Here is a 17501-nt window from a genome sequence, read left to right as displayed (position 1 = left end):
TGACGCATCTCGCCAACTGCGACGGGGGTCTGTCCGTGATGACGATCAAGGTGTATGAGGTAAGGCGCGACGGCACCATCCGCATGGTGCGGGAGGAAACCGAGGTCGACCCCTCGAACAGCGCGAAGATTCGCCCCGGTTGCCGGCTTGCGAGTGCCTTCAATGCAAGGGCGTGAGCCGGTGAGGGCCGCATCATCGGCCGGTGACATCGCCTACCGGACCTTGATCGTGCACACGGTGAGGTGCCCGACGTGCCGTGCCGGGGTTTCATGCTCGACCGCTGCCAGCCTTGGGCGCGACTGGCGAGAGAGCCGCCGCCATCCCTCTGAACTTCCGCCCGTCAATCGTCCCGGTGGGCAAGGCGGATGAGCACAGCACGTTCCTGGCGGCTGCGACACGCTGACTCGAAACTGCTCCAGGAGGACGCCGTGGACCAGCCGCCGCTCTGCCCCCACTGCCCGGACGGCCGGGCGCTCTGGCGAGACACCAGCCGCACTGCACCGAGCCGCCCGCTTCGGTGGTTCTGGTTCTGCGCTGGTTGCCGGAGGACGTGGGAACCCACCTCCGAGCAGAAGGCGAGGTATCACCATGGGGCACCAAGAAGACCAGGCCATCGGGTGCACTAGCACCCCCGGCTGTCCTGGACAGAGGTCCGTGATCTACATCTACGACGATCACGGCAACTGCATCAGCCAGACCGCCTACCCCTGCAACATATGCGGCCACTGACCGCAGCACGCGCCTCAGCCCGACACTCCGGTTGGGCTGAGGCGGGGGTGCCACGGCCCAGGTGATTCCGGCCCGCAGGGCGCACCCTGCGCCCCCGGCTCATCCCGCCGGAGAAGGGGCCGTCCCCGCGCGCGGCGAGCACTGGGCGGCGTAGCCCGGCCAGGGTGGCCCGGGGGGCACCCCCGCATGCGCGGGGAGCACCTTGACCCATTCCGCAGGGCGGCCGCCGATGGGGGACCACCCCCGCACGCGCGGGGAGCACCCACCCGGGAACGTTCACGTCGACCCAGCCGGGGGACCACCCCCCCCGCACGCGCGGGGAGCACGGAGGAACACGGCGCGGAGGAGGCAGCCGAGGAGGACCACCCCCGCACGCGCGGGGAGCACCCGCTCGCGCTGAGGTACGCGTTCCCTGGCTGGGGGTCACCCCCGCACGCGCGGGGAGCGCTACTTCGTGTACTTCGGCCAGGCCTGGTAGCCGGGACCACCCCCGCACGCGTGGGGAGCACCCTTCGTGGCCTGCGGGTCTATCCGGCCGAGGGGTCGTTTTGGGGAACTTCTTGAGAGTCGGGCATATGTGGCCTCAAGTTTCGAATGGGCTGCCAGGTAGGCCGAGGTCAGCACCCCCGGGATCTGCTTCCCAGCCTGCCAGTTCACCCAGCGCCCTGTCCCGTACTTCGGTCGTGCCCCGGACTGTTGCCGGCAGCCCCTCCCGGCCCCCGCCCCCAGCCGCCGCGATCGGTCGGAAGAAGGATGCCCGGCGGTAGCACTTCCGAGGGGTGTCGGTCGGCGGGGTGTGGCACTTTCGGGCAGGGCGTGGTTCGGCTGCTGGGGGGACGACCCCGTGGGTGGTGCGCGGCGAGACTTCGACGCGTCAACTTCGGCCACCCGGCAGCCGGGGGACTCGCGGTCATCGCGCGGCCACCGCCCGGCGCTCGCTCGCGCAGGGCTCTTCCCTCCCCGGTCGTCGGCCGTCCCCGTGTCCGTCACAGGAGCCATCACGCATGCCCGCGCTCGCCGCCACCGGCCCCCGCCCGCCCCGTACAGCTCGGAAGACCGGGCGGCCCTGGTCCCGGTGGTTGCCGTGGTCCCGATGGTCGCGGGCGCGCGGCTCGGGCGGGGACGGGGAGGGGCGTCTCGCCGCCATCGACGGTCTGCGGCTGCTGGCCGCGATCGCCGTCGCGGCCTACCACTTCGTGGGCACGCCGACGCGTGACTTCTGGGGCACCGGCTCCGACCACGCCCTGCCCGTCGTCGCGCCCACGCTCCATCCGGTCAGCGGTTACGGCTGGCTCGGGGTCGAGGCGTTCTTCCTGATCAGCGGCTTCGTCATCTGCATGTCCTGCTGGGATCGCTCCCCGGCGCAGTTCGCGGTCTCCCGCATCAGCCGGCTCTTCCCGGTCTACTGGGCCGTGGTCCTGATCATCGTCGCCGCCGGTGTCGCCGCCACGCTCGCGGGGCAGCGCTGGGGCGCCCCCACGGACCTGCGGACGACTCTCGGCAACCTGACGATGATCCCGAGCGCTCTCGGCGTCCCCTTCACCGCCGGGGTGGCCTGGACCCTCTGGGTGGAAGCCCGCTTCTACCTGCTCATGGGCGGCCTGCTGCTGATCGGGCTGACCTACCGCCGCGTCATCGCCTTCGGGTTCCTCTGGCTCACGCTGGCCGCCCTGGGCCGCGAACTGGACTCGGCCGTCCTCGACGCCGTCCTCCTCGGTGAGTACGCCGGGCTCTTCGTGGCCGGCATCGCCGTGTACCTGATGTACCGCTACGGGCCGAACCTCGTGCTGTGGCTGCTGCTCGGGTTCGCCTGGTGCTACGCCCTCACCGTCCTGAACGACCGCGTCGTCGCCCACCCCGGCACCAGCTGGGCCGTCAGCGCGGCGGTGCTCACGGGCTGCCTCGGGCTGCTCCTCCTGGCCGGCCCCGGGCCCCTCCGCCGGCTGCGGTGGCGCCCCCTCGTCTACGCGGGCGCCCTGACCTACCCCTTCTACCTGGTCCACCAGAGCCTGGGCGTCCCCGTCACCCGGGGCATCCTCGAAAACGTCCCCGGGATCGGCCTGCTCGCCTCGATCGCCGTCGGCCTGACCTTCTGCATGCTGCTCGCCGCCGCCTTGGAGCGCTTCGTGGGCCGCAAGCTCGGACGCGTGTTCCGTCGCCGCCTCACCGCCGCTCTGCACGCCGGCGAACCGCGCCGCGAGAGTCGTGAGTTGAGCGTTACGGGGAGGGGGCCCGGGGCCCCCGTGGAGCGGAGCCGGGCCGACCTGGTGGGAACGGGAGCGTCCGGAAGCGGCCGGCCCTGAACCGGCGGCGGGGGAGCCGGAGTGCGGGAGCGGTCAGCCGTGCTCCACCAGCCGCGGTCGTGCGAAGTCCGTGTTGTCCACGATCGCGTCCATCCCCGGCAGCGGATCGACCTCCGCCAAGTACAGCCGCTCCGCCACCAGATAGCGGTCGCGGTGGATCGACTCCGCGTCCGAGCCCGCCCAGTTGCGGTCGCGTACCGCTCCCCGGCGTACGGAGAGTTCGGCGTCCACGTCCAGCCAGACCCGGAAGTCCCAGTACGCGTCGATCTCCGGGCGGAACGCGAACACGCCGTCCACGATCAGGACCGCGTCCCGTGTCAGCGGAGTCGTCTCCGCCGCGTGGGTCTCCTGGGTCAGGGGGTCGATCGAGCACAGAGCGCACGATGCCGCCTCCGGTGAGCGGAACGGGTCCAGGAGCAGGCGCTTGGCCGCCTCGTAGTCGTACGCGTTGCGGTAGTAGCCCTCGCCCGACTCGCGGTCGTACAGGTGGCGGTCCTTCCACGGGTTCTTGAAGTCGTCCAGCGTGGCCCGGAACACCGGGCGGCCCGACTCGGCTATGCAGGCGGCCAGTTCGTGTCCGAAGCTCGTCTTTCCCGCCGCCGTGAAGCCGTCGATGCCGACCAGGAGGCGGGCCGTGCCGCGTGCCAGGACGCGGTCCGCCAGCGCCCCGATCAGCGCGCTGCGCTCCGCCGACGCCGGTGCGGGAAACGGCTGTTGCCAGGTCGAGGGCGAGTGGTGGACGGGAGCTGCCTCACGGGATGTCATCCGCTGATCCTCGCAAAGGCCCCTGGCGGGCGCGCAGATGGGCCCGTTCGCCCTGGTGGCCGAAGAGGACGAGGAGTTCGACCGTGCGGTCGTCGTCGGGGCCGAGCCAGTGCGGGACGTGCGTGTCGAACTCGGCCGCCTCCCCGGACTTGAGGACCAGGGTCCGCTCGCCCAGGATCAGGCGGAGCCGGCCGGCCAGGACGTACAGCCACTCGAAGCCCTCGTGGGTCCGCAGGGTCGGTTCCGCGCCTGCCGGGCTCGGACGGATCAGCAGCTTGTGGGCCTGCACCCCTCCCGGGCGGCTCAGCGGTACGTACGTGAGACCGTCCCGCGTCACCGGGCGGAGGTGGATGCGCGGGTCCCCGGTACGCGGTGCGCCCACCAGTTCGTCCAGGGGGACCGCGTAGACCTCGGCCAGTGGCAGCAGCAGCTCCAGCGTCGGCTTGCGCGTGCCGCCCTCCAGGCGGGACAGGGTGCTCTCGTTGATCCCGGTCCGCTCCGCCAGCTCGGCCAGCGTCATTCCGTTCCGCCGCCGTACTTCGCGCAGGCGCGGGCCGACCGCGGCCAGGACGCCGTCCCGGTCCCGAGGCGCCGAGGCCGGAGCCGGGTGGTCCGCTGCGTTCGCGTCGTCTCCCATACGCCCCAGGTTGCCGAAACGGCATGGGGGCTTGCAAGGGCGGCAGGCCGCGGCGCACCTTCCTCACAGAAGCGGAATGAAAGCAGAGAGACGGAAACGAGAGGGAACAGCCGTGAACAGCGACTCCACCGGCAACACCAGCACGAATGACGCCACCGGTCCCACCGGTCCCACTGGCCCCACCGACTCCGCCGCGTTCTGGGAGAGCCACTACGCCGGCGTCGATTCGCAGTGGGGTACCCGCCCCAACGCCGTCCTCGCCGAGGTCGTCACCGCGCTGGCCCCCGCGCCGGGCGTCGGCGGCCGGGCGCTCGACCTCGGGTGCGGGCACGGCGGCGACGCGCTGTGGCTCGCCTCGCTCGGCTGGGACGTCACCGCCGTCGACGTCTCCGCGACCGCCCTGGAGCGCGTCGCCGCCGGGGCCGCCGCCTCCGGGCTGGCCGACCGCGTCCACCCCGACCGGCACGATCTCGCCCGGTCCTTCCCCGGCGGCACCTTCGACCTGGTCACCGCCAGCTATTTCCACACCCCTGTGGAGATCCCGCGCGACCAGGTCCTCCGCCGCGCCGCAGCGGCCGTCGCCCCCGGCGGTCTCCTCGTCCTGGTCGAGCACGCCTCGCTCGCACCCTGGTCCTGGCGGGACGGTCACGAGGACGTACGGTTCCCCACCCCCGATGAGGTGCGCACGTCGCTGCGGCTCGACGACGGATGGCGCACGGAGCGGTGCGACGCGCCCGAGCGCACCGCCACCGGGCCCGGCGGCGAGACGGCGACCGTCACCGACAACGTCATCGCCGTTCGCCGCCGCTCCGCCTGAGTCACGCCGCCCCGCGCAAGCCGTACCGCCCGCGTAGGCCGTACAGCCCCGCGCAAGCCGGGCCGCCCCGCGCAAGCCGCATCGCCCGCCGGGCCCGCCTCACGTCAGCGTGTCCGGCTCCGCCTGCCGGGCCGGGCCTCCCGGGCGGTCCGCCGGGTCCGGGGCCACCGCGTCCTGGATCGTCACCCGGTCCTGCTCCGCGATCTCCCGGGTCTGCTCCGCCACCCACTCCGGGCTGATCGCCGGGGGCTCGCCGGGCACCTGGTCGTTGACGAACAGGCAGAACGGGTGGCCCGCCGGATCGAACAGCACCCGTACGTCGTGCTGCGGCTGGAACTCCGCCGGTGTCGCGCCCTCCGCCACCGCGTGGGCCACGCCCGCCTCCAGGTCGGTCACCTCGAAGTCCAGGTGCAGCATCATCAACTGGTCGCCGAGGGCGGCGGGCCACACCGGGGGCACGTACGGCTTCGCGGTCTGGAAGCCCAGGCCGGAACCGCCGCCTGGCGGGAGCAGCTTCACCCAGCCGGGCTCCTCCTGCACGGTCTCCCAGCCGAGGAGGCGGCGGTAGAAGTCCGCCAGTTCGGCCGCGTCCGGGGCGTCGAGAACCGTGCTGGACAGGGTCAGGGACGGACGGGGCGTGCTCATGGTCTGCCTCCTCGTGCCGGGACTGCGTCGGAAACGTGCCGGTACGTCTACCCCGTACCGGCACGTTCACCGACGCACACGCTCCCGGGCCGACCGAGCCGGAGGCCCGACCGGCCCCGACCGGCCGAGCCGAAAGCCCGAACCGTCGGGCCGCCCGACCAGTCCCGACCGGTCGGGCCGGAGCCCCGCCCCGGCCCGACCGGCCCAGCCGGAAGGCGGTGGCGGCCTCAGCCCACCATGTCCTCGTACCCGCTGATCTCGCGCGGGTCCCGCGAGCCCGGGCCGATGTACGTCGCCGACGGGCGCACCAGGCGGCCCGTGCGCTTCTGCTCCAGGATGTGCGCCGACCAGCCCGCCGTACGCGCACACGTGAACATCGACGTGAACATGTGCGCCGGGACCTCCGCGAAGTCCAGGACGATCGCCGCCCAGAACTCCACGTTCGTCGCCAGGACCCGGTCCGGGCGGCGGTTGTGCAGCTCCTCCAGGGCCGCCTTCTCCAGCGCCTCCGCCACCTCGAAGCGCGGGGCCGCCAGCTCGCGGGCGGTGCGGCGCAGGACGCGGGCGCGCGGGTCCTCGGCGCGGTAGACGCGGTGGCCGAAGCCCATCAGGCGCTCGCCCCGGTCCAGCGCCTGCTTCACGTACGCCGTCGCGTCGCCCGTACGCTCGATCTCCTCGATCATGCCGAGGACCCGGGACGGGGCCCCGCCGTGCAGCGGGCCCGACATCGCGCCCACCGCGCCGGACAGCGCGGCCGCGACGTCCGCGCCCGTCGAGGCGATGACCCGGGCCGTGAACGTGGAGGCGTTCATGCCGTGCTCCGCCGCCGACGTCCAGTACGCGTCGACCGCCTTCACGTGCTTCGGGTCCGGCTCACCCCGCCAGCGGATCATGAAGCGCTCGACCACCGAGTGCGCCTTGTCGATCTCGCTCTGCGGCACCATCGGCAGCCCCTGGCCGCGCGCCGACTGGGCGACGTACGACAGCGCCATCACGGCCGCGCGCGCCAGGTCGTCGCGGGCGGTCGCCTCGTCGATGTCCAGCAGCGGTTTCAGGCCCCAGACGGGCGCGAGCATCGCCAGCGCGGACTGCACGTCCACCCGGATGTCACCCGAGTGCACGGGGATCGGGAACGGCTCGGCGGGCGGCAGGCCCGGGTCGAACGCCCCGTCCACCAGCAGGCCCCACACGTTGCCGAAGGAGACGTGGCCGACCAGGTCCTCGATGTCCACCCCGCGATAGCGGAGCGAACCGCCTTCCTTGTCCGGTTCGGCGATCTCCGTTTCGAACGCGACGACTCCCTCAAGACCGGGTACGAAGTCGGACATCAGGCGGCTCCCTCAGTTCGGCGGGCGGCGGGCGGGCGGCAGACCCGGGCCGGCGGCGGACGCGGCGTACGCACCGGGACCGCCGGGATACGCGGCGGAGGGCCGGTCGGCCGTTGTGCGGAGGCGACAGGGGTCTGCCCCACGATATTGGCGGGTTCCCACGGAGCGGGGAAGCGTGACATCCGGCACAGGGCCTCATTTCGACGGCGTACGGTTACGGGCCCTGGCCGCCGGGCAGACTCGGCCGCTGGTGCAGGATGGGCCCGTGCCCACACCAGATCACTCCGTGCCGACTCCGGATCACGCTGTGCCCGCACCGGACCACGGCTCCGACGTCGATGCCGTCCATCAGGCTCCTTCCGCCGGGAAGGCCCGCAAGGCCACGGCTCCCGGGACCGCCGGGAACGCCACGGCTTCCGGGACCACCACGGCCTCCGGGGCCTCGGCCTCCCGCGTCGCCGCGCGGGCCTCCCGTACCGATTCCACCACCGATCCGGCGGCCATGCGCGAGCAGTACCGCTCGGAGGACTTCACCGAGCGCGATCTCGCCGCCGACCCCATGGAGCAGTTCGCCCGCTGGTTCCGGCAGGTCGCCGTCGGCGGGGTGCTGCATGAGCCCAACGCGATGGTCGTCTCCACCGCCACCCCGGACGGCCGCCCGTCCTCGCGGACCGTGCTTCTCAAGCAGTACGACGACCGGGGTTTCGTCTTCTTCACCAACTACGAATCCCGCAAGGGCCGCGAGCTGACGGCGAACGCGCACGTCTCGCTGCTCTTCCCCTGGCACGCGATGGCCCGCCAGGTCATCGTCACCGGCATCGCCGCCCGCACCTCGCGCGAGGAGACCGTCGCCTACTTCCGCACCCGGCCGCACGGCTCCCAGCTCGGCGCGTGGGCCAGCGCCCAGTCCACCGTGGTCGGCTCCCGCGAGGAGCTGCTCACCCGGTACGAGGAACTGGCCGCGCGCTACCCCGAGGGCGAGAAGGTCCCGGTCCCGCCGCACTGGGGCGGCTTCCGGGTCGTGCCCGAGGCGATCGAGTTCTGGCAGGGCCACGAGAACCGCCTGCACGACCGGCTGCGGTACGTCCGCGAGGACGACGGAGGCGAGGGAGGCGACGGGCCGGGCGGACGCGGCGGACGGGACCGGCCGGCTGGTCGGCTGTGGCGGGTGGAACGGCTCTGCCCGTAGTCCCTGTCGTAGGTACGGGCCTGTCGTGGGTACGGGGGGTCGCCCCCGGCCCCCGGGTCCCGTACAACGCAGAAACCCGCAGGCTCTGGATCCTCCGTGCACAGAGGAGCCGGCCGGACTTACCGGCGAGCCTGCGGGTCGGTGACTGCTGGGAATTGGCCGGCGTCCGGCCTGCACTGCAGAAAGAGTGCGACGACGGGCGTCAGCCCGCAGCCACCTCACGAGTCCGAAGAGAAATCACTTCCGGAACACCTCCTTTCCTGTGTGCTCCACAGCCTAGGAGCGCCCCCGATCCGCGTTCAACCGAATTAATCGGCCTCTCGGGGGCGGTGATTTCGCCGAAGGTGATGTGTGCTGGGTCACGTTCGAGTTGAATGGTCTGACGTGCGGCGATACACGCGATGACGCGTGCGGGAACGGCCGGGGCGTGTCGCGAGACGGGCGGCACATTCTGCGGGGGGTGCGGAGTGGGTGCTTCCAGGAGCAGCGGGACCACCGACGAGATCGGTCCGGACGAGGACTCCGGCGGCGGGTCGCCGGGACGCTCGGCGGTCCCCGGGCCCCGGGCCGGTGAGGACGGGCTCGGCGAGCCGTCCGCCGCCGGGTCCGAACTGCTGGCGGCCCTGCTCGACGGGATGGACGCCGCGCTCTGCGCGTTCGACGCGGACGGCACCGTCACCCACTGGAACCGCGAGGCCGAACGCGTCCTCGGCTGGTCCGCCGAGGAGGCCGTGGGCCGCAGCGGCTTCGCGGGCTGGGCGGTGCGCCGGGCCGACGCGGAGGAGGTGCGGGCCCGGCTGATGTCGGCCATGGACGCGCCGGGCCGGCAGGTGCACGAGTTCGCGCTGCTGCGCAAGGACGGCGGGCGGGTGCTGGTGCGCACCCAGTCCGCCGGGGTGCGCGGCGCGGACGGGAAGCCGGCCGGGGTCTACTGCGCGTTCAGCGAGGTGCACGCCCAGATCGACCTGGAGCGGGCCATCGCGCTGAGCGAGGCGCTGATGGAGGACGCGTCGTGGGGCGTGGTCCTCGTCGACGTCGACCTGCGGCCCACGGTCGTCAACACGTACGCCTCCCGCGCGCTCGGCGGAAGCCGGTCCCGGCTGCTCGGGCGGCCGCTCGGGGAGGTGGTGGTGCAGGGCGTCGAGGAGCTGGAGGCGGCCCTGCAGCATGTGCTCGCCGAGGGCGCCCCGGCGGCCCCGGCCGAGCTGTGGGTGACCCTGCGGACGGCGGAGGGCGAGCGCCGCCGGTGCTGGCGCAGCGGGTTCCTGCGGCTGGCGTCGCCGCTGACCGAGGAACCGGTTCCGCTCGGGGTGGGGTGGCTGTTCCGGGACGTCACCGCGGCCAAGCTCGCGGAGCAGGAGGCGGACCGGCTGCGGTTCCGGACGAGCCAGCTTCACCGGGCCGCCCGTACGGCCTCCGAGTGCGAGGACCCGATGGAGGCGGCGACCTCCCTGCTGGACTTCGCGCTCGCCGGGTTCGCGGACCACGTCCTGGTCGACCTGGTGGCGGGCGAGCGCCTGGTCCGTACGGCCGCCACGCCGTCCGACGCCCCGGGCCCCTGCCTCCCGGTCTCCGGCGGCGCGATCCCGGCCCGCTACGCCCCCGGCCACCCGGCCCTCCAGGCGGTCGAGCGCACCGGGACGGTCCGGACGAGCGGTGCCGCCGGTGCTGCCGACCCGGCCGCCTGGGCCGTGGAGCGCCGCTGGCCCCGGGACGCGGCGCACGCGCTGTGCGCGGTGCTCCGGAGCCGGGGGCGGACGCTGGGCGTGCTGACGTTCCTGCGCGCCGCGAACCGGGCCGCGTTCGAACGTACCGACACGGCGTACGCGGAGACGGTCGCGGCCCGCGTCGCGGGAGCGGTGGACCTGGCCCGCGCGACGGCGGGGGAGCGGTAGGGAGGGGTTCGCGGGCCGGGCCGGAAGGCTGGAGCGGTGGTGGGGGACGGATCAGTGGCGGTAGAAGATCCGGTCCCGGTACTCCGTCATGATCCGGCCGTTCCACTCGTGGCCGCCGTCGACGTTGCCCGAGCGCAGCATGGGCGGCTCGATGCCCCGGGCCACGAGCTCCTCCACGGCGGCCGCGAGCATCGCCTGCATGATCGCGCTGGTCACCACGGTCGAGGCGGGGGCGAAGGGGGCGTCGACGCCGGGGGCGGTCAGCTCCGCGTCGCCGATCGCGATCTTGCTGTCGAGGACGATGTCGCAGTGGTCCCGCAGGAAGCCGCCCGAGGCGTGCCGGGACCGGGTGTTCTCCGCGTACGCCACCGAGGTCAGGCCGATGACCTTCAGCCCGAGCGCGCGGGCGTTCTGCGCCATCTCCACCGGCAGGGCGTTGCGGCCGGAGAGCGAGATGATCACCAGGAGGTCACCGGCGGTGGCGGGGCTGGAGTCCAGGACGGCCGAGGCGAGGCCGTCCACCCGCTCCAGCGCGGAGCCGAGCGTGGCGGGCATGACGTCCACGCCGACCGCGCCGGGGACGGGGAGCAGGTTCATCAGGGCGAGGCCGCCCGCGCGGTAGACGACGTCCTGGGCGGGCAGCGAGGAGTGGCCCGCGCCGCAGGTGAAGAGCCGGCCGCCCGCCTCGACGGTGTCCGCGATGGCCGCGCCCGCCGCGGCGATGTTCTCCGCCTCCTCGTCCCGCACCCGCGTCAGCAGGCCGATCGCCGCATCGAAGAACTGACCGGCCAGCTTGCTGTCGCTCATCGGGGAGGCCCTCTCGACGGTGGATGCGGTGGGCGTGCGGCGGGGTCGGGAATGCCGGTGCCGCCGATCACGTTGCGGTCTGGACCAGTGGACTGTCAATACCGCCCGGGGGCCGGGCCCGCACCCGTTTCCACCGGTCTTCCACGGGGGCGGCACGGTTGTCGGTGCCATGCGTCAGAATTGGTGCAGGGCCATCGCACGACGTTTTCTAGTCACAGCATCGAGGGGCACGAATGTCCGGACTGATCGACACCACGGAGATGTATCTCCGCACCATCCTCGAACTGGAAGAGGAAGGCGTGGTCCCCATGCGCGCCCGTATCGCTGAACGGCTGGATCAGAGCGGTCCGACCGTCAGCCAGACGGTGGCCCGTATGGAGCGCGACGGCCTGGTCCAGGTCGCGGGGGACCGCCACCTGGAGCTGACCGAGGAGGGCCGCCGGCTCGCCACCCGCGTCATGCGCAAGCACCGGCTCGCCGAGTGTCTGCTCGTGGACGTGATCGGCCTGGAGTGGGAGCAGGTCCACGCCGAGGCGTGTCGCTGGGAGCACGTGATGAGCGAGGCGGTGGAGCGGCGGGTGCTGGAGCTGCTGCGCCACCCGACGGAGTCGCCGTACGGGAACCCGATCCCGGGCCTGGAGGAGCTGGGCGAGAAGGCCGAGGCCGACCCGTTCCTGGACGCCTCCATGGTGAGCCTGGCCGAGCTGGACCCGGGCGCCGAGGGCAAGACCGTGGTGGTTCGGCGGATCGGGGAGCCGATCCAGACCGACGCCCAGCTGATGTACACGCTGCGCAGGGCCGGGGTGCAGCCCGGGGCCGTCGTCAGCGTGACCGAGTCGGCCGGCGGGGTGCTGGTCGGCTCCAGCGGCGAGGCCGCCGAGCTGGACACCGACGTCGCCTCGCACGTCTTCGTCGCCAAGCGCTGAGCCCCGGCGGATCGTCGCGAGGCGTCGCCGTCCCGCGCTTCGTCGCCCGCCGCCGCCCGACGCTGTCGCCCGACGCCGCAGCCCGGCGTCGCGGCTCCGCGTTCCGTCGTCGCCGGTCGGCCCGTTCCGACCTCCCGTCGCCGCCGGGCGACGCACGTACCCGCCACCGAGCGGTCCCGCGTGCGTCGCCCGGCGGCGATCGGGTTTCCGGCCCGGCGGCAACACAACCGTGATGTGCGGGCGCCGATTTCCCGCCCGAATGGGCAGCGGGGCGGGCGGCTCCCGTGCCAGGCTGAGGCCGGACAGAGAACCTGGGGGTGCCGGGCGGCTCCGGCCGGCACGGTCGGGGGAGGGAGCGGGAGATGCGCCCGTCGTACCGCCACGCGGACCGCACGGGGCCCGGCGGGCTGCCGGATGCCCCGATCCCGGTCGGTGCGCGGGCTGCCGTCGGCCCGCCGTGCGGGGAGGGCGCGGTCCCGCCGCGTACGGAGACCGCCGCCACCACCGCATCCCGCGCGGAAGCCGTCATTCCGCCGCGTCCGGGGGACTCCGCGCCATCGCCTGCCATCGTTGTCGGAGCGGTCGGAGCGGTCGGAGCGGTCGGAGCGGTCGGAGCGGTCGGACTCGCTTTCTTCGCCGGAGCGGCCGGAAGGCGTCGGGCCGGGTGCCGTCCCGGAACAGGTGGCGGCCCCGGCGTTCGAAGACGCCGGGGCCGTTCCTCCCCTGTGCTGACCTGGAGCCCCGAGCTCTCAAGGTCAGATCCCGCAGGCCCCTGTCCCCGAGCGGCCCGCCTCCCGCTGAAGATCTCCCCACCGCGATCGGCACCAATCCTTGACCGGTGTCACTCGAACGTGGGGTGTCGAGCGGCGAGAGCGCGTTTTCGAATATAAGTTCGATAGCCTGGCGGTGCGACGACACGGTGACCGAGGACCAGAAGGAGGTGCCAGGACGATGGTGCGGCGCATCGATGTGACCGGTGCCGACGGTGCACGCCTCGCGGCGTGGGAGTTCGCCGATCCGCCCAAGGGGCGGTCCGAAGCGGACCGGGCGCCCGGCGTCTTACTGCTGCACGGGCTGATGGGCCGGGCCTCGCACTGGGCCCCCACCGCCCGCTGGCTCTCCGAACGGCATCGCGCGGTCGGCCTCGACCAGCGCGGCCACGGCCGCAGCGACAAGCCCGCCGACGGACCGTACAGCCGCGACGCCTACGTCTCCGACGCCGAGGCCGCGATCGAACAGCTCGGACTCGGCCCGGTCACCGTCATCGGGCACGCCATGGGAGCGCTCACCGGCTGGCAGCTCGCCGCCAAGCGCCCCGATCTCGTCCGTGCCCTCGTCGTCTGCGACATGCGGGCCTCCGCCCTCGGGGCCGCCTCCCAGCGTGAGTGGGGCGACTGGTTCGACTCCTGGCCGCTGCCGTTCGCCACCCTCGCCGACGTACGGAAGTGGTTCGGCGAGGACGACCCCTGGGTGGAGCGGCCCAGCCCCTCGCGCGGGGAGTTCTACGCCGAGGTGATGGCCGAACGGGAGGACGGCTGGCGGCCCGTCTTCTCCCGCGACCAGATGCTCCGCACCCGCGCCACCTGGGTCTACGACGCCCACTGGGAGGAGCTGACGCAGGTGCGCTGCCCGACCCTGGTGCTGCGCGGCCTCGACGGGGAGCTGGGCCGGGCCGAGGCCCAGGAGATGGTCCGGGTCCTGCCGCGCGGCCAGTACGCGGAGGTCCCGGACGCCGGGCACTTGGTCCACTACGACCAGCCCGAGGGCTGGCGGGCCGCCGTGGAGCCCTTCCTGGACCAGCTCGCCGAGGACGACCGGGCCGAGCACGGGGGCCGGGCCGAGCAGGAAGACCGGGGCGGGCAGGACGGCCGCGACGACCGGGACGGTCAGGACGACCGCGAACCGGTCGCCCCGTAACCGTACGAACAGCACCGGCCCGAACCCGGCCGCACCGACTCGAATCCGCCCGCACCGATCCGAACCCGGCCCGCACCGGCGCGAACCGTGGTCCGCCCGCACCGGCCCGACCGGCGCGAACCACGGTCCGGCCGCCGCCCCGGCCGTCCCGCCGCCCCGGTCGCCCCCGCTGCTCAGCCCTTGCTGACCGCCGTCAGGATCTCCGGCAGCCGGTTCGCCGTGCGCGGGGCGGCGATCCGCAGCCCCGCCCAGGCGACGAGCGCGCCGTACACCAGCCCGCCCGGCACCATGAGCCACAGCGCGTCGTGGTGGTCGGCGAGGTGCATCCAGACCGTCGCCGCGATCACCGGGGACGCCAGCAGCCCGGCCGCCACCATCCCGCCGAAGATCGAGATCCAGGCCAGGCCGCCCTGCCCCGGCACCACGTTCTTGAACGCGCCCTCCTGCGGGATCGAGTACGGGAACAGGGCCGAGGCCACCGCCCCCGTCGCCAGCATCGAGCCCAGCAGGGCGAACGAGAGGCCGAGCGCCCCCGGCAGCGACCGCCAGTCACCGAGCACCGCCGCCGTCACCGCGCAGACGACCAGCGTGAACGGCAGGGTGAGCAGCAGCAGGACGTACGCCCGCGCCCGCAGTTCGACGTACGCGTCCCGGGGCGAGGAGATCGTCAGCGCCACCATCCAGAACGCCGAGGTGTCCTGGCCGAACTGGTTGTACATCTGCATGCCGAGCATCCCGGCGGCGAAGCACGCGAAGTAGACCGAGCCGGTGCCCTGGACCGCGTTGAGCAGCGGCACGATCGCCCCGACCGCCAACGCCGTCACCCAGGCCGCCTTGGTCTTCGGGTCCCGCGCCACGTACCGGAGGCTGCGCTGCATCACCGTCGCCGTACGGCCCTCCGGCAGCAGCGCCGACAGCCCGCGCCGGCCGGACCCGGTGCGGTCCGGCTCCGCCGCCGCCAGGGTCGAACCGTCCGGCGCGGTCATCAGCTTGACCAGGCTCCCCTGCCACATCCACATCAGCGCCACCAGGGCCGCCACGCTGATCAGGAGCTGCGCGGCGGCGACCGCGTACGCGCCGTCCGACGCCGCGTCCACCGACGCCACGGCGGAGGCCCCGGGCAGCCAGCGCACCACGGCCGCCACCGGGTCCAGGGTGGAGAGCCCGCCGGCCTGGCCGAGCCGCTGCGCGCCGAAGTTGACGAACTGGATGCCGACCGCGATCACCAGCCCGCTGAGCACCGCCAGGTCGCGGCCCTTGCGGGAGTTGAGCAGCCGTACGTTGGCCGTGGCCACCGCCCGGGACAGCGCCACGCACAGCAGCATCGTCAGCGGGACCGCGACCACCGCGAACAGCACGCCCGCCGCCCCGTGCGCCAGGGCCAGGACCGAACCGACCGCCAGGCACAGCGTGAACAGCGGGCCGATGCCGATCATCGAGGAGACCAGCAGGGCCCGGATCAGCGGTCGGGGCCGCAGCGGCAGCATCACCAGCCGGGTCGGGTCGAGGGTGTCGTCCCCGCTGGGGAAGAACAGCGGCAGCACCGCCCAGCCGAGCGCCACGACCCCGGTGAGCAGCACGACGACGGTGCCCGCGTGCTCGTTGCCGCGCAGCAGCACCAGGCCGAGGACCTGGCCGGCCGCGAGCAGCAGGGTGAGGACGAGGGAGACGATGAACGCCGCCCTGCGTCCGGAGGACTGCCGCAGCCCGTTGCGCAGCAGCGCCAGCTTGAGCCGTACGAAGACGGGGGTCAGGCCCGTGGTCGGCGCGACGGGGGCGGTCGCCGAGACCGGGGCGTCCAGCACGCTCATCGGGCGCCTCCCAGCCAGTCGAGGGAGTCGCCGGCGTCCCGGCCGCCCGCGCCGACCAGTTCGAGGAAGGCGCTCTGCAGCGAGGGGGCGTCGCCGCGCACCTCGTCCAGCGTGCCCCGCGCCTTGATGCGGCCCGCCGCCATCACCGCGACCCAGTCGCACAGCGACTCGACCAGCTCCATCACATGGCTGGAGAAGACCACGGTCGCCCCGGAGCGGGTGTAGCGCTCCAGCACGCCCCGGATGGTCTGCGCCGACACCGGGTCGACGCCTTCGAACGGCTCGTCCAGGAACAGCACTTCGGGGTTGTGGAGCAGCGCCGCCGCGAGCCCGATCTTCTTCCGCATGCCGGTCGAGTAGTCCACGACCAGCTTGTGCTGCGAGCCCGCCAGATCGAGCACGTCCAGCAACTGGGTCGCCCGCTTGTCGACCTCGTCCCCCGGAAGGCCGCGCAACCGGCCGTTGTAGGCGAGGAGTTCACGCCCGGAGAGCCGCTCGAACAGGCGCAGCCCCTCCGGCAGCACCCCGATCCGGGACTTCACCTCGACCGGATCGGCCCAGACGTCGTGGCCCGCGACCTCGATCGTCCCCTGGTCGGGGCGGAGCAGCCCGGTGACCATCGAGAGCGTCGTCGTCTTGCCCGCGCCGTTGGGCCCCACCAGGCCGACGAACTTCCCGGCGGGCAGCTCCAGATCGATGCCCGAGACGGCGACCTGGTCCCCGAACCGCTTCCACAGGCCCTGGACGCGGACGGCGGGACGCGCTTCCCGCGCACCGCCCGCCGCCGTCGGCGTTCCGTCTGTCTCCGTACGCGTATCCGCCCGGTCCTGCATGTGGCACAGCCTTTCGATATCCCCACGTGGTGGGGACCACCCTACGAAAGGCCCAGGAGAGGGGCGGTCGGCCCCGAGCGGAGGGGGCCGGCGCGCGGCCCGGCGGCGGCGTCCCCGGCTCCCGGCCGCCGTATCCACGCTTCCCGGCTGCCGGTCTCCGAACGTGCGCTTCCCAGCTCCAGGCTCCCGGCTTCCGGCCTTCGGCTCCCGGCTTCCGGCAGGGGCCCTACGCGGTTCGGACCCGGGCGTCGGCGGCCTCGCGGGCGCACGCGTACGCCAGCGGGCTGATCAGCTCGTCCACCTCGGGCAGCCAGCGGTTGGCGTGGTCGGGCCTGCGGGCCCACTGCACGGCGCCCCGGCCGCCGACCCGGGTGGGCGGGGCCGCGACGTAGTGGCCCTCGCCCAGGCCGGTGAGGTCGATCGCACCGGCGTTCCAGCCGAGCGAGCGCACCAGGTCGGTGACCTTGGCGGCGGCTCCCGGCAGGACGAAGAACAGCATCCGGCGGTCCGGGGTGCGGGTGACCGGCCCGAGCGTCAGGTCCATCCGCTCCATCCGGGCCAGCGCCAGGAAGCCCGCCGCCTCCGGGACCTCCAGCGCGTCGAACGCGCGCCCGGTCGGCAGCAGCACCGAGGAGCGCGGCTGCCGCGTCCACATCCGCCGGGCCGCCGCCCCGCTGCCGGTCGACCGGCCCGCCCAGTCCGGCCGGTCCGCGTGGGCCCCGGGCAGGGCGCAGCCGGCGTCGCCGCACGAACACCGCTCCCTGCCGCCCACCACCTCCAGCCAGGCGCCGGGGAACACGTCCCAGTGGCGTTCCTCCGCATACCGCACCGCGGCGTCGAGCAGGGGCTCGCTCCGCTGGTGGGGGACCTGCGCGGCTTCCGTGACTCCCATGGGCTCA

The 17501-nt window shown here is 73.6% G+C and carries 15 protein-coding genes; 7 read left to right on the top strand and 8 right to left on the bottom strand.

The genetic code is table 11. From position 1 onward, the window contains the following. Positions 1–35 precede the first annotated feature (35 nt). Together IF19_RS1000000137705 and IF19_RS0118475 are read left to right on the top strand one after the other, a co-directional pair. The gene (locus tag IF19_RS1000000137705) at positions 36–176 is read left to right on the top strand and encodes a hypothetical protein (RefSeq protein WP_169749616.1); all 141 of its coding nucleotides are present in this window, start codon (positions 36–38) and stop codon (positions 174–176) included. A gap of 1557 nt (positions 177–1733) precedes the next feature. Beyond that, positions 1734–3032, top strand: coding sequence for an acyltransferase family protein (locus tag IF19_RS0118475; protein WP_078580662.1), 1299 nt, complete (start codon positions 1734–1736; stop codon positions 3030–3032). A gap of 33 nt (positions 3033–3065) precedes the next feature. Here IF19_RS0118475 and IF19_RS0118470 read toward each other — a convergent pair whose 3' ends face one another. Both IF19_RS0118470 and IF19_RS0118465 read right to left on the bottom strand, forming a co-directional pair. After that, on the bottom strand, positions 3066–3797 hold the full coding sequence (locus IF19_RS0118470) for a nucleoside/nucleotide kinase family protein (protein ID WP_030113041.1): 732 nt from the start codon (positions 3795–3797) through the stop codon (positions 3066–3068). Then, positions 3784–4434 carry a helix-turn-helix domain-containing protein gene (locus tag IF19_RS0118465; RefSeq protein WP_030113040.1) on the bottom strand — a complete coding sequence of 217 codons (651 nt, stop codon included), beginning with the start codon at positions 4432–4434 and terminating at the stop codon, positions 3784–3786. The genes IF19_RS0118470 and IF19_RS0118465 overlap by 14 nt, the downstream gene beginning before the upstream one ends. A gap of 112 nt (positions 4435–4546) precedes the next feature. On the opposite strand from IF19_RS0118465, the gene IF19_RS0118460 reads away from it, so the two are divergent. Then, on the top strand, positions 4547–5251 hold the full coding sequence (locus IF19_RS0118460) for an SAM-dependent methyltransferase (protein ID WP_030113039.1): 705 nt from the start codon (positions 4547–4549) through the stop codon (positions 5249–5251). A 99-nt stretch (positions 5252–5350) separates the two neighbouring features. On the opposite strand, the gene IF19_RS0118455 is transcribed toward IF19_RS0118460, so the two are convergent. Together IF19_RS0118455 and IF19_RS0118450 are read right to left on the bottom strand one after the other, a co-directional pair. Then, positions 5351–5896: a VOC family protein gene (locus tag IF19_RS0118455; protein ID WP_030113038.1), complete on the bottom strand. Its 546-nt coding sequence runs from the start codon at positions 5894–5896 to the stop codon at positions 5351–5353. Positions 5897–6123: 227 nt separating this feature from the next. Next, positions 6124–7224, bottom strand: a complete 1101-nt coding sequence (locus tag IF19_RS0118450; protein ID WP_030113037.1) for a citrate synthase 2 — start codon at positions 7222–7224, stop codon at positions 6124–6126. Positions 7225–7726: 502 nt separating this feature from the next. On the opposite strand from IF19_RS0118450, the gene pdxH reads away from it, so the two are divergent. Both pdxH and IF19_RS0118440 read left to right on the top strand, forming a co-directional pair. After that, complete coding sequence (pdxH, locus tag IF19_RS0118445; RefSeq protein WP_030113036.1) at positions 7727–8413, top strand: pyridoxamine 5'-phosphate oxidase; 687 nt, start codon at positions 7727–7729, stop codon at positions 8411–8413. A 467-nt stretch (positions 8414–8880) separates the two neighbouring features. Further along, complete coding sequence (locus tag IF19_RS0118440) at positions 8881–10308, top strand: PAS domain-containing protein (RefSeq protein ID WP_030196490.1); 1428 nt, start codon at positions 8881–8883, stop codon at positions 10306–10308. 51 nt (positions 10309–10359) lie between these two features. On the opposite strand, the gene IF19_RS0118435 is transcribed toward IF19_RS0118440, so the two are convergent. Continuing rightward, on the bottom strand, positions 10360–11115 hold the full coding sequence (locus tag IF19_RS0118435; RefSeq protein WP_030113034.1) for an SIS domain-containing protein: 756 nt from the start codon (positions 11113–11115) through the stop codon (positions 10360–10362). A 233-nt stretch (positions 11116–11348) separates the two neighbouring features. Here IF19_RS0118435 and IF19_RS0118430 point away from each other — a divergent pair, with 233 nt between their 5' ends. Together IF19_RS0118430 and IF19_RS0118425 are read left to right on the top strand one after the other, a co-directional pair. Beyond that, on the top strand, positions 11349–12041 hold the full coding sequence (locus IF19_RS0118430) for an iron-dependent transcriptional repressor DtxR (protein WP_030113033.1): 693 nt from the start codon (positions 11349–11351) through the stop codon (positions 12039–12041). A gap of 951 nt (positions 12042–12992) precedes the next feature. Next, positions 12993–13958, top strand: coding sequence for an alpha/beta fold hydrolase (locus IF19_RS0118425; protein ID WP_234313251.1), 966 nt, complete (start codon positions 12993–12995; stop codon positions 13956–13958). A gap of 173 nt (positions 13959–14131) precedes the next feature. Here the strand turns inward: IF19_RS0118425 and IF19_RS0118420 are convergent, their stop codons facing one another. The 3 genes from IF19_RS0118420 to IF19_RS0118410 form a co-directional block, all read right to left on the bottom strand. Next, positions 14132–15769 (bottom strand): hypothetical protein, encoded by a 1638-nt coding sequence (locus IF19_RS0118420; protein WP_030113031.1) that lies wholly within the window; start codon positions 15767–15769, stop codon positions 14132–14134. Continuing rightward, positions 15766–16602: an ABC transporter ATP-binding protein gene (locus tag IF19_RS0118415; RefSeq protein ID WP_030113030.1), complete on the bottom strand. Its 837-nt coding sequence runs from the start codon at positions 16600–16602 to the stop codon at positions 15766–15768. The genes IF19_RS0118420 and IF19_RS0118415 overlap by 4 nt, the downstream gene beginning before the upstream one ends. 226 nt (positions 16603–16828) lie before the next feature. Further along, positions 16829–17494 (bottom strand): bifunctional DNA primase/polymerase, encoded by a 666-nt coding sequence (locus IF19_RS0118410; protein ID WP_202478370.1) that lies wholly within the window; start codon positions 17492–17494, stop codon positions 16829–16831. Between the last annotated feature and the right edge of the window lie 7 nt (positions 17495–17501).

Source organism: Streptomyces californicus, assembly GCF_000717645.1.
Lineage (GTDB): Bacteria > Actinomycetota > Actinomycetes > Streptomycetales > Streptomycetaceae > Streptomyces > Streptomyces californicus.
This window is presented reverse-complemented; position numbering and strand designations above follow the sequence as displayed.

What these genes read in the sequence shown, in the direction of transcription:
- IF19_RS0118425 (WP_234313251.1), top strand. Translation starts at nt 12,993, where the DNA reads ATGGTGCGGCGCATCGATGTGACCGGTGCCGACGGTGCACGCCTCGCG.
- IF19_RS0118450 (WP_030113037.1), bottom strand. Translation starts at nt 7,224, where the DNA reads ATGTCCGACTTCGTACCCGGTCTTGAGGGAGTCGTCGCGTTCGAAACG.
- IF19_RS0118470 (WP_030113041.1), bottom strand. Translation starts at nt 3,797, where the DNA reads ATGACATCCCGTGAGGCAGCTCCCGTCCACCACTCGCCCTCGACCTGG.
- IF19_RS0118430 (WP_030113033.1), top strand. Translation starts at nt 11,349, where the DNA reads ATGTCCGGACTGATCGACACCACGGAGATGTATCTCCGCACCATCCTC.
- IF19_RS0118455 (WP_030113038.1), bottom strand. Translation starts at nt 5,896, where the DNA reads ATGAGCACGCCCCGTCCGTCCCTGACCCTGTCCAGCACGGTTCTCGAC.
- IF19_RS0118410 (WP_202478370.1), bottom strand. Translation starts at nt 17,494, where the DNA reads ATGGGAGTCACGGAAGCCGCGCAGGTCCCCCACCAGCGGAGCGAGCCC.
- IF19_RS0118475 (WP_078580662.1), top strand. Translation starts at nt 1,734, where the DNA reads ATGCCCGCGCTCGCCGCCACCGGCCCCCGCCCGCCCCGTACAGCTCGG.
- pdxH (WP_030113036.1), top strand. Translation starts at nt 7,727, where the DNA reads ATGCGCGAGCAGTACCGCTCGGAGGACTTCACCGAGCGCGATCTCGCC.
- IF19_RS0118465 (WP_030113040.1), bottom strand. Translation starts at nt 4,434, where the DNA reads ATGGGAGACGACGCGAACGCAGCGGACCACCCGGCTCCGGCCTCGGCG.
- IF19_RS0118415 (WP_030113030.1), bottom strand. Translation starts at nt 16,602, where the DNA reads ATGCAGGACCGGGCGGATACGCGTACGGAGACAGACGGAACGCCGACG.
- IF19_RS0118435 (WP_030113034.1), bottom strand. Translation starts at nt 11,115, where the DNA reads ATGAGCGACAGCAAGCTGGCCGGTCAGTTCTTCGATGCGGCGATCGGC.
- IF19_RS0118420 (WP_030113031.1), bottom strand. Translation starts at nt 15,769, where the DNA reads ATGAGCGTGCTGGACGCCCCGGTCTCGGCGACCGCCCCCGTCGCGCCG.